This is a genomic window from Janthinobacterium sp. EB271-G4-7A (assembly GCF_020858075.1).
In the GTDB taxonomy this organism is placed as follows: Bacteria; Pseudomonadota; Gammaproteobacteria; order Burkholderiales; family Burkholderiaceae_D; genus Janthinobacterium; species Janthinobacterium lividum.
Genome location: NZ_JACYMI010000001.1, coordinates 3,277,712 through 3,291,411, shown reverse-complemented (window position 1 = coordinate 3,291,411; position 13,700 = coordinate 3,277,712). Strand labels below are relative to the sequence as shown.

At 66.6% G+C, this 13,700-nt stretch carries 15 protein-coding genes and 1 pseudogene; 8 read left to right on the top strand and 8 right to left on the bottom strand.

The features are described from left to right. Positions 1–18: 18 nt before the first annotated feature. From IGS58_RS14775 to IGS58_RS14765, 3 genes and pseudogenes are all read left to right on the top strand, one after another. A pseudogene (locus tag IGS58_RS14775) lies at positions 19–447 on the top strand (GNAT family N-acetyltransferase); the annotation flags it as partial. Between the two features lie 9 nt (positions 448–456). Continuing rightward, the gene (locus IGS58_RS14770) at positions 457–1,065 is read left to right on the top strand and encodes a flavin reductase family protein (protein WP_230522237.1); all 609 of its coding nucleotides are present in this window, start codon (positions 457–459) and stop codon (positions 1,063–1,065) included. Then, a complete protein-coding gene (locus tag IGS58_RS14765) occupies positions 1,049–2,347 on the top strand; it encodes a glycosyltransferase (protein WP_230521878.1) in 1,299 nt (432 codons plus the stop codon). The genes IGS58_RS14770 and IGS58_RS14765 overlap by 17 nt, the downstream gene beginning before the upstream one ends. A gap of 20 nt (positions 2,348–2,367) precedes the next feature. On the opposite strand, the gene IGS58_RS14760 is transcribed toward IGS58_RS14765, so the two are convergent. From IGS58_RS14760 to IGS58_RS14750, 3 genes are all read right to left on the bottom strand, one after another. After that, on the bottom strand, positions 2,368–3,240 hold the full coding sequence (locus IGS58_RS14760; RefSeq protein ID WP_099387546.1) for a DUF2145 domain-containing protein: 873 nt from the start codon (positions 3,238–3,240) through the stop codon (positions 2,368–2,370). Positions 3,241–3,296: 56 nt separating this feature from the next. Continuing rightward, positions 3,297–3,728 carry a hypothetical protein gene (locus IGS58_RS14755; protein ID WP_034788152.1) on the bottom strand — a complete coding sequence of 144 codons (432 nt, stop codon included), beginning with the start codon at positions 3,726–3,728 and terminating at the stop codon, positions 3,297–3,299. A 95-nt stretch (positions 3,729–3,823) separates the two neighbouring features. Next, complete coding sequence (locus IGS58_RS14750) at positions 3,824–4,657, bottom strand: HDOD domain-containing protein (protein ID WP_230521877.1); 834 nt, start codon at positions 4,655–4,657, stop codon at positions 3,824–3,826. Positions 4,658–4,914: 257 nt separating this feature from the next. Here IGS58_RS14750 and IGS58_RS14745 point away from each other — a divergent pair, with 257 nt between their 5' ends. After that, complete coding sequence (locus IGS58_RS14745; protein ID WP_230521876.1) at positions 4,915–5,406, top strand: (R)-mandelonitrile lyase; 492 nt, start codon at positions 4,915–4,917, stop codon at positions 5,404–5,406. 39 nt (positions 5,407–5,445) lie between these two features. Here the strand turns inward: IGS58_RS14745 and IGS58_RS14740 are convergent, their stop codons facing one another. Next, positions 5,446–6,552 carry an acyl-CoA dehydrogenase gene (locus tag IGS58_RS14740; RefSeq protein WP_230521875.1) on the bottom strand — a complete coding sequence of 369 codons (1,107 nt, stop codon included), beginning with the start codon at positions 6,550–6,552 and terminating at the stop codon, positions 5,446–5,448. 74 nt (positions 6,553–6,626) lie between these two features. Then, positions 6,627–7,412, bottom strand: a complete 786-nt coding sequence (locus IGS58_RS14735; RefSeq protein WP_230521874.1) for an AraC family transcriptional regulator — start codon at positions 7,410–7,412, stop codon at positions 6,627–6,629. Between the two features lie 109 nt (positions 7,413–7,521). On the opposite strand from IGS58_RS14735, the gene IGS58_RS14730 reads away from it, so the two are divergent. Genes IGS58_RS14730 through panB form a run of 3 tightly spaced genes read left to right on the top strand, consistent with a single transcriptional unit; the run spans position 7,522 to position 9,799 of the window. Beyond that, positions 7,522–8,469 (top strand): DMT family transporter, encoded by a 948-nt coding sequence (locus tag IGS58_RS14730; protein ID WP_070256460.1) that lies wholly within the window; start codon positions 7,522–7,524, stop codon positions 8,467–8,469. Positions 8,470–8,505: 36 nt separating this feature from the next. Continuing rightward, positions 8,506–8,952: a PaaI family thioesterase gene (locus IGS58_RS14725; RefSeq protein ID WP_070256458.1), complete on the top strand. Its 447-nt coding sequence runs from the start codon at positions 8,506–8,508 to the stop codon at positions 8,950–8,952. 19 nt (positions 8,953–8,971) lie between these two features. Next, complete coding sequence (gene panB, locus IGS58_RS14720) at positions 8,972–9,799, top strand: 3-methyl-2-oxobutanoate hydroxymethyltransferase (RefSeq protein ID WP_230521873.1); 828 nt, start codon at positions 8,972–8,974, stop codon at positions 9,797–9,799. Positions 9,800–9,810: 11 nt separating this feature from the next. Here the strand turns inward: panB and gstA are convergent, their stop codons facing one another. Then, positions 9,811–10,410, bottom strand: a complete 600-nt coding sequence (gstA, locus tag IGS58_RS14715; RefSeq protein ID WP_230521872.1) for a glutathione transferase GstA — start codon at positions 10,408–10,410, stop codon at positions 9,811–9,813. Positions 10,411–10,518: 108 nt separating this feature from the next. Further along, the gene (locus IGS58_RS14710) at positions 10,519–11,415 is read right to left on the bottom strand and encodes a LysR family transcriptional regulator (RefSeq protein ID WP_070256453.1); all 897 of its coding nucleotides are present in this window, start codon (positions 11,413–11,415) and stop codon (positions 10,519–10,521) included. Between the two features lie 93 nt (positions 11,416–11,508). Here IGS58_RS14710 and IGS58_RS14705 point away from each other — a divergent pair, with 93 nt between their 5' ends. Further along, positions 11,509–12,936 (top strand): MFS transporter, encoded by a 1,428-nt coding sequence (locus IGS58_RS14705; protein ID WP_230521871.1) that lies wholly within the window; start codon positions 11,509–11,511, stop codon positions 12,934–12,936. Here the strand turns inward: IGS58_RS14705 and IGS58_RS14700 are convergent. After that, entirely contained in the window at positions 12,888–13,607 is a 720-nt protein-coding gene (locus IGS58_RS14700; protein ID WP_230521870.1) for an SDR family oxidoreductase, read from the bottom strand. The genes IGS58_RS14705 and IGS58_RS14700 overlap by 49 nt on opposite strands. Positions 13,608–13,700: the final 93 nt, after the last annotated feature.

Sequence of the window (13,700 nt, the reverse complement as noted above, 5' to 3'; positions counted from 1 at the left end):
TTCTTTTGAGTACGGAAAATGGAAACAGTACGTCCTTACCAGGCCGGCGACCGCGCTGGGTGCCTCGCGCTCTTCGACGGCAATACGCCGCGCTTCTTCGATCCATCCGAGCGGGCGGGCTTTGCCGCGTGGCTCGATGCAGGGTCGCATCCATACTGGATCATCGAGCGCATCATCGATGGACAGGCGCGCATCGTCGCCTGCGGTGGCCATGCGCTGGACGCGGACGGCAGCGTCGCCAGCCTGTGCTGGGGGATGGTGGCGCAGGATCTGCATGGGCAGGGATTGGGCCGCGCGCTGACGCAGGCGCGCCTGGACGCCATCCGTGCCGTGCCGGGAGTCGCCCGCGTGAGCATGAATACCAGCCAGCACACGCAGCGTTTTTATGCGCGCTTCGGTTTTGAGACAGTCAAAGTGACGCCGGATGGCTTCGGGCCAGGCATCGACCAGTGGGATATGCTCCTGTCTCTGAAAAGCGAGGAGCCTGAACATGGTCATATCGCCCCCGTGCCGCTGGAAAAGGCGTATCGCCTGCTCAACCACGGCCCCTCCATCCTCGTTTCGGCCCGCCACGCCGGCATCGATAACGTGATGGCCGCCGCCTGGGCCTGCGCCCTCGATTTCGCGCCGCCGAAACTGACCGTGGTGCTGGACAAGGCAACGCGCACGCGCGCGCTGGTCGAAGGCAGCGGCACGTTTGTCATCCAGGTGCCGACGGCGGCGCAGTTGCAACTGACCCACGCCGTCGGCACGCACAGCCTCGATGCGCAGCCCGATAAACTGGCGCGCGCTGGCGTGCAGCTGTTTCACATGGACGGCGTTGATGTGCCGTTCGTCGCAGGCTGTTCCGCCTGGCTGGCCTGCCGTTTGATCCCCGAAGCGCACAACCAGACTGCGTATGACCTGTTCATCGGCGAAGTGGTGGGCGCCTGGGCCGACACGCGCGTGTTCCGCGACGGGCACTGGCATTTCGAGCAGGCCGATCCATCCTGGCGCAGCCTGCACTACATCGCCGGCGGGCGCTTCTATGCGATCGGCGAGGCGCTCGATGCTGCCCCGCGCTGACCCGTTGGCGGGCCAGGCCGCCACGACGCCGCTCGTCATCGTCGCCAGCAGCGGCACCGGCGGCGACATGCAGCCGTTTATCGCGCTGGCGCAGGGCTTGCAGCAACGGGGCCGGCGCGTGCTGCTGCTGGTGCCGGGCTGGCAGGAAGCGGCCGCGCAAGCCTCGCGGCTGCCATATCACACCTTCGGCAGCGCGGAAGAGGGCCAGGCCATGCTGGGCGACTCCGGCCTGTGGGATGAGCGCAAGGGCTGGGGCGTGGTGTGGAATGGCCTCGTGCCGCACCTGGGCGCCGTGCGCGACGTCGTGCAAGGCTTGCCGGCCGATGAGGCTTGCGTGGTGCTGTGCCATCCCATCCTCGTGCCGATGGCGGCCCTGGCGCGCTCCGCGCGGCCGGACCTGCGCATCGTCGCGGCGTATCTGGCGCCATCGAACCTGTGCAGCAGCCATGATTTCCTGACAGCCGGCTCCTTGCGCATTCCCGCCTGGGTGCCGCTGGCCTGGCGCCAGGCACTGTGGCGCATGATCCACCGCGGCATGATCGATCCGGTCATGCTGCCGGGTCTGAACGGCGCGCGCGCGCAGCACGGCTTGCCGCCGGAAGCGCATTTTTTTGCACACATGCTGGCCGCGCCGGACGCTTCGCTGGGGCTGTTTCCCGCGTGGTTCGCCGCCCCGCAGGCGGACTGGCCGCCGCACTTCGCGCAAGCCTATTTCACCGGCGCCGCCATGCATGGCGCTGCAGCGCTGCCACCGGAGCTGGAACGTTTTCTGGGCGAGGGCGAGCCGCCCATCGTGTTTACGCCCGGTACCGGGCACCAGCACGCGCAGCGCTATTTCAGCATCGCCCTCGCAGTCTTGCGGCGGTTGGGACGGCGCGGCCTGTTCCTCACGCCCCATGCGGCGCAACTGCCGCAGCACATGCCGGCCAGCGTCATGTGGCAGGCGCACGCACCGTTTGCGGCGCTATTGCCGCGCGCGGCGGCCGTGGTGCACCATGGCGGCATCGGCACCAGCGCGGACGCCTTCCGCGCGGGCATCCCGCAACTGATCGTGCCGTTCGCGTACGACCAGTTCGATAACGGCTGGCGCGCCAAACGGCTCGGTGTGGGGGATGTCTTGCTGGCCAGGCGCCTGTCGGCGGGGCGCATGCAGCGGCAGCTGGCGCGCCTGCTCGCCGCGCCCGAGGTCAAGCTGGCGTGCGGCGAGGTGGCCCGCCAGATGGGGCAGGGGCTCGAATCAGCGCGCCTGCTGGATCACGTCGAAGCGGCCCTGGCCGCTTAGTCTGCCTGGGGAATGCTGCGCTAGGTATCGTCGAGGGCGATGACCCGGTCGTTTGCGCCGGGCACGCAGCCGTCGGCGATCGGTTCCCAGCCCCGATGCACCACCACCTGCTTGCCGTCGTGGCAGATTTCCACGCGCTCGCTGGCGGGCAGGCGCTGGCGCGCGAACGCTTCCAGGCTGGCCGGCAAGCTCGTTTCCAGCTGCATCGTGCCGATGGCTTCCGGCGGGTGGTCATCCATGTGCACGAGCGGCACGAAGATGGAGCCGAGCATCAGCCAGCGCGCACCCACGTCGACGGGGGCGGGCGCATAGGGGGCGGCGCGCAGCCAGTCCTGGGCGCGCGCGCGCAAGTCGCTGCCGGCGGCCAGCTCGCCCCAGGCCGAGGCCAGCAATTCCACCACCCACTGATTGCAATTCTGGTATTTCAGGCTGAAGGCATACGCGTTGGCGCTGTAGCGGCCTGCCAGCAGCTGCTGCACGCGCACGGGGTCGAGCAGGGCGCGGCGCAGGGGTGGCACGGTTTCGGCCGGCAGTTTCACGAGCGAGATGTAGCCCAGCGCCGGGTTTTCCGTGCCCATGGCGAAACCGGCCGTGCCCTGGTCGAAGATGCGCGGGCGGCCCTCGTCACAGGCGTAGTACAGCTGGCGCGCAGACCAGCCGCTGTCGTTGTCGTGGCGCCAGGCCAGTGCCGCATGCGAATAGCGGATGCCGAAGCGGGCCAGGTCCAGGCCGGAGCGGCTGATCAGGGCCACGCTGCCTTCGCTGGCGGCCAGTTCCTCGCGCACGACGGCGGCAAAGCGCAACAGGCGATCCTGTTCCGTGGCCGTGAGTTCCTGTGCGCGGTCGCAAAAACGCGAGGAGGCGAGTGAGGTGCCCGCCTGGGCGGCGCCCATGCTGAAGATGGCGCAAACGCCCAGCAGCAGTGCCGGGCGGCGCGGGAGAAAACGAATCAAAGGCTGACGGGACGCGTGGCCATTTCGCCGTACCAGTCGTCGGCCAGCACGAGGAAGAAGGCGGCGCGCGTGTCGTTGCGCGAGAATTCGATGCCGTAGGCGCGGTTTTGCGCATGCACCACGTCGCCCTGCGCCAGCTGCTGCTTGTCGAGCGCCGCTTGCGGCAAGTCCAGCACCAGCGGCGTTGCCGTGGCGTCAGCCTGCATGGTCAGGCGCGTCATGCCGTCGCGGCCCGGCACGGCGGCCACGTCGATGATGCGGTAGGGGCCATTGGCCACCTTGTTGTCGCGCGAGGAGCTGTTGCTCGAACCGTTGAGCGAGTCGGAAATGCTGCCGCTCGACTGGGAGCCGGCGCTGGAGGCCGAGGAAACGAAGCTGTCGGCGTTGGCGTTGCACGCCATGGTCAGAGCTGCGGCCAGGCCGAGCATGCGTAAGGTGGAGGTAGTCAAGGCAGTTTTCCAGTGGACATCAATGAAAGCGGACCGGGTCCATCCCGGCCCGCGCCATCATAGCAGATCGGCCATCAGCTGAGCAGTACCTCGATCAGGCCCTTCGCTTCGGCTGAAGGCTGCGTGCGCAGCGCCTGCAGCACGGGATCGTGTTCCAGGTAGGCTTGCAGTTGCGCGCTGACGGTGATGCCGGCCTGCGGCAGCGGCGAAGGGACGGGAGCCAGCGCCTTGGCCAGCAGCAGGGTGTCGCGCAAGCCCTCGGGCGGCAGCATGATGGTCGAGCCGGGCAAGGTATTGACGGCATCGGCCACCGGCTGCGGCACGCCCAGTTGGCGCATCAGCGAGCGGCCGATCACTTCCAGGGCGGATGCCATCTGCGTTTCCAGGTGGGCGTACAGGCCCGGGGTCTTGTCGGCCTGGGCCAGCAAATAAAAGCCGGCCACTTCATGCACGATGCCGGCAAACAGCGCCGTATCGGCATCCGTATGCGTGACGGCGCTGGCCAGTCCATGCGCCAGCGCCGCCACGTGCACGGTGTGCGCCCACAACTGGGTGGCGCGGGCGCGCAAGGCGTCGTCGCGGATGCCCGCGTTCAGCTGGCGGATGACGGCCGCCGTCGCCAGCGAATACAGGTTGCGGTGTCCCAGCCGCTCGACGGCGGCGCGCACGCTGGTGATGGCGGGCGTATGGCCGGGCGAGAACAGGGCCGAATTGGCCAGCGCCACGGCGCGCGCCGACAAGGTCGGTTCGCACAGCAGCAGCCGGCTGATGTCGGCCGAGTGGCAATCCGGGTTGGCCAGTTCCTTTTGCAGGAGCAGTGCCGTATTGATGCTGGTGGGAAAGGCCAGGGTTTCCGTTTCGGCGCTGGCCAAAAGTTGCGCCAGGCTGCTGAGCGTGTTGACGTGCATGGATAGGGGAGCGAGAAGTAGCAATGTCTGCATATTATCAGGCAATGCGGCCTGCATGGCGTCCGCCTGCCTTTCCTGCGAAACAAGTTGCGCATCGGTCCATTCATCAGCCCAGCTTATAGGTCCTAGTGGCTATGCGCCGCTAATCAGCGCGGGCCAGCGCTGTTAAGCTTGGATTGCCAGGACAGGCGAAGCCGGCTGCCCGGCGGCACGCCCATTCTGGGAGCCGATCTTACCGGCAAGAAAGGAAATCACCCATGCATCGATACGCCGCGGCACTCTTGCCGCTTTGCCTGCCCGCCGGGGCCGTTTCTGCCTCCGCGTCTGCCGAGGCCGCTGCCACGCACGCCGCCGTCACCGTCACGCGCGCCGCCGCCATGCCCACCATCACGGGCGACGCCGCCTATTTCACGGGCACGGTCGAAGTCGACGCCATGTTCCAGCGGCCGTCTCCGGCCCGCGTGGGCGGCGGCATCGTCACCTTTGCGCCCGGCGCCCGCACGGCCTGGCATACGCATCCGCTAGGCCAGACCCTGATCGTCACGCAAGGCAATGGCTGGGTGCAGCACTGGCAGGGACCGCTGCAGGCGCTGGCGGTCGGTGACGTGGCGTGGATACCGCCCGGCGTCAAGCACTGGCATGGCGCCACGGCCACGTCCGCCATGCAGCATGTTGCGATTGCGGAGGCGCAAGATGGCAGGGCCGTCAGCTGGCTGGAACACGTGACCGACGACAGCTATCCGCGCTAAGGCGCTCAATGACGATGCGGCGCCGGGCGTGCAAGCAGATTAGGGCAGCAGCAGCGCATGCTGGCTGGCCGTATGGAAATCGCGCCACACGCGGTTGATGGCGCTGTCTTCGCGGGCCGCGTACAGGCCGCAATAAGGGTACAGACCATCGACGGCGGCGCGGCACGCGGCCACCAGGTCCAGCGAACTGGCCTGCACGGCCTGCATGCCGTCCGCGTCGAGGGCCGCGCCTGCGGCAACCGTTGCCCAGCTGTCATCCAGCACGGCATAAAAGCGGGCACGGGCGGCAGCGCAGGCGTCTTTCTTGTCTTGCAGGAATGCGGCTACTTCCGGCACGTCCAGCAGCGGCAAGCCGGCGCGCGCATGGCGGCGGTGGCGCATGCATTCCTCTGCCAGCTGCATGAAATGCGCGGCCATGCCGGCCACGTTGGCGGCCAGGGTCACGTAGGCCAGCGAGTAAAACGGGTAGCGGTACAGGGGGCCGTCGGCCGTCGCGGTGTCGGGACTGATCGCAAAGCCATGTTCCTTGCTGAGCCACTGGCCATCGATGCGGTAGCTGTGCGAGGCGCTGGCGCGCATGCCGATGCTGTTCCACGAGGGCACCAGTTGCACCAGCGCGGCGGGCACGAGGAAGGCGCGGATGCGCGGCTTGCCATCCGCATCGAGCAGGGGCTGGCCATCGCGCTGCAGCCTGGCGTTCAGGGTGAAGTGGGTGGCCATCGGCGCGCCGCTGGCGTAGTCCCAGCTGCCCGAGATACGGTAGCCGTCGCCTTCTTCTTCCGCATCACCGGTGGCAGCGCCGCTGCCGCCCAGGCAGACCCGGGGCGTGCCGATGATGGCGCGCGCCATGTCGGGCGCCAGAAAGCCTGCGAACCAGCCGGCGCCCGCGCACAGGGTCAGCACCCAGCCCATGCTGCCATCGATGGCAGCCACGGCTTCTTCCAGGCGCACCACTTGCGGCAAGGGCAGCTCGGCGCCGCCCGCGCTGCGCGGCGCCAGCATCGTCAGCCAGCCGCGCCGGTGCAGCAAGGCTTGCTGTACTGGATGCAAAAAGCGGGCGGCGTCGGCCGCCGGCGCATGGCGCGCGATGCGGCGCGCGTCGCGCCCGGAAAGGGTGGCAAGGGTAGCGAGGACAGCGTGCGGCATGGGCGGAATCCGGCAATGGCAGAGGCGGGCATTTTCGCACAGCGGGCACGCTTGCGGGGGAAGGACGAGTTCGGCTAGGTGCTGCGCCGCCGGTACTCGTCCGGCGTCTCTCCCGTCACCTTGCGGAACATGGTGATGAAGGCCGAGGAGCTGGCATACGCCAGGTCGAACGCGATGCTTTCGACTGTCTGGCCCGCTTCCAGCATGGCCATGGCCTTGATGACGCGCAGCCGCGCGCGCCATTGGGCAAAGCTCATGCCCAGGTCGCGCTGGCAGCGGCGCATCAGGGTGCGTTCGGTGGTGTTGACAGCCTGTGCCAGAGCGGCCAGCGGGCGGTGGTCGCCGGGGTTGCTGTCAAGCATGGCCAGTACCTTGCCCAGCATGGGGTCATCCGAGCTGGGCAAGTAACTGCCCACGGGCGTGGCGCGCGCCAGCTGGTCCAGCAAGACCTGCAAGAGGCGCTCTTCATGGATCGTCTGCGGCAAGCCGGGCGGGTGGGTGCGCAAGTGCTCGTGCATGGCGCGCACGAAGGGCGTGACGGCCAGCGCGCAGGGCGCGGGAGGCAGCGCCCGGCACAGTTCTTCGCTTACATACAGCGAACTGTGGAAGGCGGGATGGCGGTTTTGTCCCGTATGCGCCACGCGCGGCGGCAGCCAGATGCCGTACTGGGGCGGCACCAAATAGTGTTTTCCTGCCACCAGCACCTCCACCACGCCACCAAGCGCATAGACGAATTCGCCCCAGGAATGGCTGTGGCTGGGATACATGGCCGCAGCGGGCATGGCTGCGCTGCGAAAGCAGATGGGAGCGGGCAGGGCGCCGTTGTAGGGCGCGGTCAGCAAGTGTTTGGTAGCGGGCATGAAAATGTTTGCGGGTGGCTGTATTGCGCGAGGTGCTGTCGGTTTCTCACTATATAAAGAAAAGCTGCACCCGCCATACTACCTGCTGCCGACTATCTGAAGGAATACTGTGGAAACGCGCAAGGCAATGGATGGGCAGGCAGTGGTCGTCATGACCCTGCTGTGCCTCGTATGGAGTTTGCAGCAGGTGGGTATCAAGGCGGTCGCGCATGACATGGCGCCCGTACTGCAGATCGCGCTGCGTTCGGGCCTGGCGGCCATGCTGGTGGGCCTGCTGATGCTGGCGCGCCGCGAAAACCTGGCGCAAGCGCGCGCCGCCTGGCGCCCGGGCTTGCTGGCCGGCAGCCTGTTCGCGCTCGAATACGTGCTGCTGGGAGCTGGATTGCAATATACGAGCGCCGCGCATGCCGTGGTGTTTCTCTACACGGGTCCGCTGTTTGTGGCGTTGGGCCTGCATTTCAGGCTGGCGTCGGAGCGCCTGGCCCCGCTGCAATGGGCTGGCGTAGCGCTGGCCTTTGCCGGTATCGTCGTCGCCTTTTTGCCCGGCACCGCGCCAGCGGGCGCGCCGGTCAACCCGCGCGGCTTGCTGGGCGACCTGCTGTGCCTGGCCGCTGGCGCGGCCTGGGGCGCGACGACCCTGGTGGTGCGCTGTTCACGCCTGGCGCACGTGCCTGCCACGCAGGTGGTGCTGTACCAGTTGACGGCGGGCTGCGTGCTGCTGCTGGGCGCGGCAGCGTTGCTCGGCCAGCTGGACTTCGCGGCCACGCCCCTGGTGATCGGCAACCTGGTGTTCCAGTCCGTGATCGTCTCGTTTGCCAGCCTGCTGGCGTGGTTTCATTTGCTGCGCCGCTACCTGGCATCGCGCCTGGGCATTTTTTCCTTCCTGACGCCGCTGTTCGGCGTGCTGCTGGGCGCCATGTTGCTGGACGAGCATGTATCGATGGCGTTTCTCCTTGGCGCGGCGCTGGTGCTGGCTGGCATCGTGCTGGTCAGTGCAAGCGGCCCGCTGACGCTGTTGTTCGCAGCGCGTCAGAAGCAGGGTAGAGTGGAGCCGTAGTCATTTTTCCCTGTTCACTTGAGAAAGCAGTCCGCCATGACCCGACTTCCCGATCCGCAATTCGCCGACAAAGTTCGCGCCAGTTTTGATTTGCAGAACGCCATGACCTTGATCCAGGCCAGCCTGCCCGTGGTGGCGCATGGCAGCACGGAAATCCATGTGCCGCATTGGAGCGGCATCGAGCAGCAGCATGGCTTCGTGCATGGCGGCGTGGTGGGCATGATCGCGGACTCGGCCGCCGGCTACGCGGCCATGACCATGGTGGCTGACGGCGCATCCGTGCTGACGGTGGAATACAAGATGAACTTGCTGGCGCCCGCCGACGGCGAGAAACTGATCGCGCGCGGCAAGGTGGTGCGCCCTGGGCGCACCCTGATCGTCACGCAAGCCGAAGTGTTCGCCGTGCGCGATGGCAAGGAAACCTTGTGCGCGCTGATGCAGCAAACCATCATGGTGATGCACGGCAAGTCCGAAAAAACTTAACTTAATGAAATGAAAAAGCATGCCCGCGCCAGACCACAATGCACACTTGCTGCACAGTAAGCCGTTGACGGCGCCAGCCTTGCTGGCAATGCGCGATGCGGGGCAAAAGATTGCCGCACTGACTTGTTATGACGCCAGTTTCGCCACCCTGATGAACGCTTGTGGCGTGGAGCTGCTGCTGGTCGGCGATTCGCTGGGGAATGTGGTGCAGGGGCAGGGCACGACCTTGCCTGTCAGCGTGGCCGACATTGCTTACCATACGGCAAGCGTGGCGCGCGGTAACCGTACGGCCGTGCTGGCGGCCGACATGCCGTTCGGCAGCTATGCCACGCCGCAAGCGGCGTATGCCAACGCCGTCCAGTTGATGCAGGCGGGCGCACATATGGTCAAGCTGGAGGGTGGCAGCTGGTTGTGCGACACGGTGCGTTTCCTGACCGAGCGGGGCATACCCGTGTTCGCCCACCTGGGCTTGACGCCGCAATCCGTGCATCAGCTGGGCGGCTTCAAGGTGCAGGGCAAGACGGCGGAAGGCGCGGCGGTGTTGAAAGCCGACGCACTGGCCCTGCAGGCGGCTGGCGCTGCGCTACTGCTGCTCGAAGCCATCCCTGCCACGCTGGGCCGGGAAGTGTCGGCACTGCTGGCCATTCCCACTATCGGCATCGGCGCCGGGCCCGATTGCTCGGGCCAGATCCTCGTCATGCACGATATGCTCAACGTGTTTCCCGGCAAGAAGGCGCGCTTCGTGCGCGACTTCATGACGGGGCAGGCCAGCATCGGCGGCGCCTTCACGGCCTATGTCGGCGCCGTCAAGGAGCGGTCTTTCCCCGCCCCGCAACACTGCTTTTAAGACGCCCGGGTCTATGCTTCCGCTGCCTGCGCCGCCTTGACGCTGTCGCGCTGGCCCACTCTCGCCAGGAAAGCTTGCACCTGCGCCAGCGCGGACAAATCCACGCCCACGCCTGGCGCCCAGCCCGTGATGACGAACAGGTAGGCGTCGGCGACCGTGAACGTGTCGCCGGTCAGGTAAGCCTGGCCTTCCAGGCGGCTGTCCACCCACTTGTATTTCTTGCCCAGTTGCTTGATGAACAGTGCCTTGGTGGCGGCGTCGATGCGGGGATCGAACAGGGGGCTGAACGATTTGTGCAGCTCGGACGTGATGTAGTTCTGCCATTCCAGCACCTTGTAGCGCGCAAAACTGCCCACGGGCGGCAGCAGGTCCTGTCTGCCGGCCTGTTCGGCGATGTACTGGGCGATGACGGGGCCTTCGCTCAAGGTCGTGCCATCGTCGAGCGCCAGCAGCGGCACCTGGCCTTTCGGGTTGAGGTCGTAGTAATTGCCGCCTTCCTGCGTGCGGTGCTGGCCCAGGTCGACCTTCACGAGGGTGAAGGCCGCCCCCGTTTCGCGCAGGATGATGTGCGGTGCCTGCGAGCAGGCGCCCGGCGAGTAAAAGAGTTTCATGGCGATCCTTGAACAGGTGGGAAAGATGCCACTATAGTCCTGCGCAGCCGCACGGTAAACGCGTGTTCGTTTGGTGACTGCGCATGCCCGGTGCGGGATTGCGCTGGCTCAAACCCGGGGATAGCGCAAGGTGTCGAGCAGCAAGGTAAACGCGGGAGAAGGGTGGCGCCGGCTCGGGTAATACAGCTTGTAGCCCGCGTACGTGGGGCACCAGTCGTCCAGCACGCGGACCAGGCGGCCATCGGCCACATAGGGCAGCACCACGTCTTCGGCCATGCAAGCCACGCCCAGTCCATCGAGCGCCGAATGCAATCGCATGGCCATGTTGTTGTAGATCATCTGCCCTTCCACCCGCACTTTCAGTTCCTGCCCATGCTTGGCAAACTCCCAGGCAAACAGGCCGCCCAGGGTGGGCAGGCGCATGTTGATGCAGTTGTGCGCCATCAAGTCCTGCGGCGTGGCGGGCGGCGCATGGCGGCTGAAATACGCGGGCGAAGCGACGATGGCCATGCGGAAATCGGGACCGATGGGCATGGCGATCATGTCCTTGGCCACTTGCTCGCCCAGGCGCACGCCCGCGTCGCAGCGCGCGGCCACGATGTCGGTCATGCCGTTGTCGACGACGACTTCGATGTTGATGTCGGGATAGTCCGGCAGCAAACGGGCGATGGCCGGCTGCAGCACCGTCAGCGCCGAGTGTTCTCCCGCGCTGATGCGGATGTTGCCGGCCGGCTTGTCGCGCCGCTCGCTGAGCAGGGCCAGTTCCGCCTCGATCTCGTCGAAGCGGGGCGCCACCGTGCGCAGCAGCTGTTCGCCCGCTTCCGTGGGCGAGACACTGCGCGTGGTGCGCACCAGCAGGCGCAAGTCGAGCCGTTCTTCCAGCGCGCGCACGGTCTGGCTCAGGGCCGACTGGGACACGCCCAGCTTGGCCGCCGCCCGGGTAAAACTGCCTTCGCGGGCCACGGCCACGAAGGCGAGGATGTCGTTGAAGTTGGTTTGTGCCATGGCGGATGTCTTTCCAATTCATTAGTTGCGCTAATAAGTTCATGCGGACTTTAGCATCTATTCATGGTAATGCGCCAGCCTTACAGTGTAGGCATGAAAACTGCTCCCGATTCCGCTATCCCCGCCGCGCCGCACAAGGCGGCCATCCTTGCCATCATCCTCGTCACCTATGTGATGATCGTGCTCGACACGTCCATCGTACTGACGGGCTTGCCGAAAATCCACCAGGAACTGGGCTTTACGGATACGGGCCTGGCCTGGGTGCAAAGCGCCTACACCTTGACGTTTGGCGGCTTGCTGCTGCTGGCCGCGCGCGCCGGCGATGCGTATGGCCGGCGCCGCCTGTTGCAGCTGGGCCTGGCGCTGTTCACGCTGGCGTCGCTGGCCATCGGTCTGGCGCGGTCGCCGGCCATGATGATTGCCGCGCGCGCCATCCAGGGCGTGGGCGCGGCCATCCTGGCGCCGTCGACCCTGGCCTTGCTGCAAACCACGTTTGCGGAGGGGCGCGAACGCACGCGGGCCATCGCCCTGTACAGCGCCGTGGCGGGGATCGCCGCCAGCGTGGGGCTGGTGCTGGGCGGCGTGCTGGCCGAATGGCTGTCGTGGCGCGTGGGTTTCTTCATCAATCTGCCGATTGGCGCCGTCATGCTGGTGGCCGCGCGCCGTTTCATCGCGGAAAGCGCGCGCAGCGGGGGCCGCTTTGACGTGGCCGGCGCGGCCAGCTCGACCATGGGCATGTCGGCCCTCGTGTATGGCTTGATCCGCTCGGCCGGCACCGGCTGGGGCGATGCCTTGACGCAAGGCGCGCTGGCGGCGGGTGTACTGCTGCTGGCCGCCTTCATCTTCATCGAGCGGCGCGCCGCGCAACCGATCCTGCCGCTGCGCCTGTTTGCCGATGCGCAGCGCAATGCGGCGTACGGAGCCAGGGTGCTGTTCCTGGGCGCCATGATCGGGTTTTTCTTTTTCACCACGCAATTCCTGCAAGTGGTGCTCGGCTATCCGCCATCATTGACTGGCCTGGCTTTCCTGCCCATGACCCTGGTCAACTTCGGCGTGGCACTGTGCGTGCCGCGTTTGACGCGTCGCCTGGGCAATGCGCGCCTGCTGGCCATGGGACTGGGCTTAACCCTGCTGGGCATGGCATGGCTGAGCCGCGTGGATACGGGCACGGCTTACTGGCTGGGCGTGGCCTTGCCCATGGTGCTGATCGGCGCGGGGCAGGGCATGGCCTTGAGCCCCCTGACGGCGGCCGGCGTGGCTGGCGTGCCGGCGCAGGATGCGGGCGCCGCCTCAGGCATTGTCAACGTGGCGCACCAGCTGGGCAGTTCGCTGGGGCTGGCGGCATTGGTGGCCGTGGCCGGCCTGGGCGCGGGCCAACTGGCAGGCGTGCCCCTGCTGGCGCACCGCGTGACGCTGGCCCTGGGCAGCGCGGCCGCCATGCTGGCGCTGGCCTTGCTGCTGGTGCTGACTTGTCAGGCGCGGCCACCCAAGCTGCCGCCCCCATCCACCGCCAGCACCTGACCGGTCACGTAACTGGCTTGTTCCGATAGCAGGAAGCCGGCAGCGGCGGCAATTTCATCGGGCTGTCCCAGCCGCCGCATCGGGATTGTTCCAAGAATCTGGCGTTCCATCTCGCTGCCGACGGGACGGGTCTTGCGGAACAGTTCCGTTTCCACGGGGCCTGGCGCGACCGCATTGACCGTCACGCCGTGTTCGGCCAATTCCAGGGCCCAGGTTCTCGTGCAGCCGACCAGGGCGCTTTTGGCGGCGGAATAGGCCGTGCGGTTCACGCTGCCGTGGATGGCACGGCTGCAGATATTGACTATCCGGCCATACCGGCGCTGCTTCATCGCCTCCACGAATTGCTGCGTCACCTGGATGGCGGCGCGCACGTTCAGATCGAAGACGTTCTGCAACGTGGCAAAGTCGATTTGGCCCAGCGGCTGGGGCGAGGCAATGCCTGCATTGTTCACGATGCCATCGATATCAAACTGTTGTTCAAGCGTCTTGAGCACTGCCTCCGTCTGCGCCAGGTCGGCAAGATCGCAGGCCACCAGCGTGCCTGGAAAGTCCATGTCTTCGATGTGCCGCGCGATGCCGACGACCCGATGGCCTTGCTGATGCAGCAAGGTGCTGATGGCATAACCGATGCCGCGTGTCGCGCCAGTGACGAGAAAAGTAGGAGGTTGCATGGGGGAGGATTTCCTTAGGCCAGAAAATGCAGCTTGAAAGGGTACACTTTTTTGCCATTGCATGCTTCGCTGCCGGGCTTGCTGTCTGCGCTG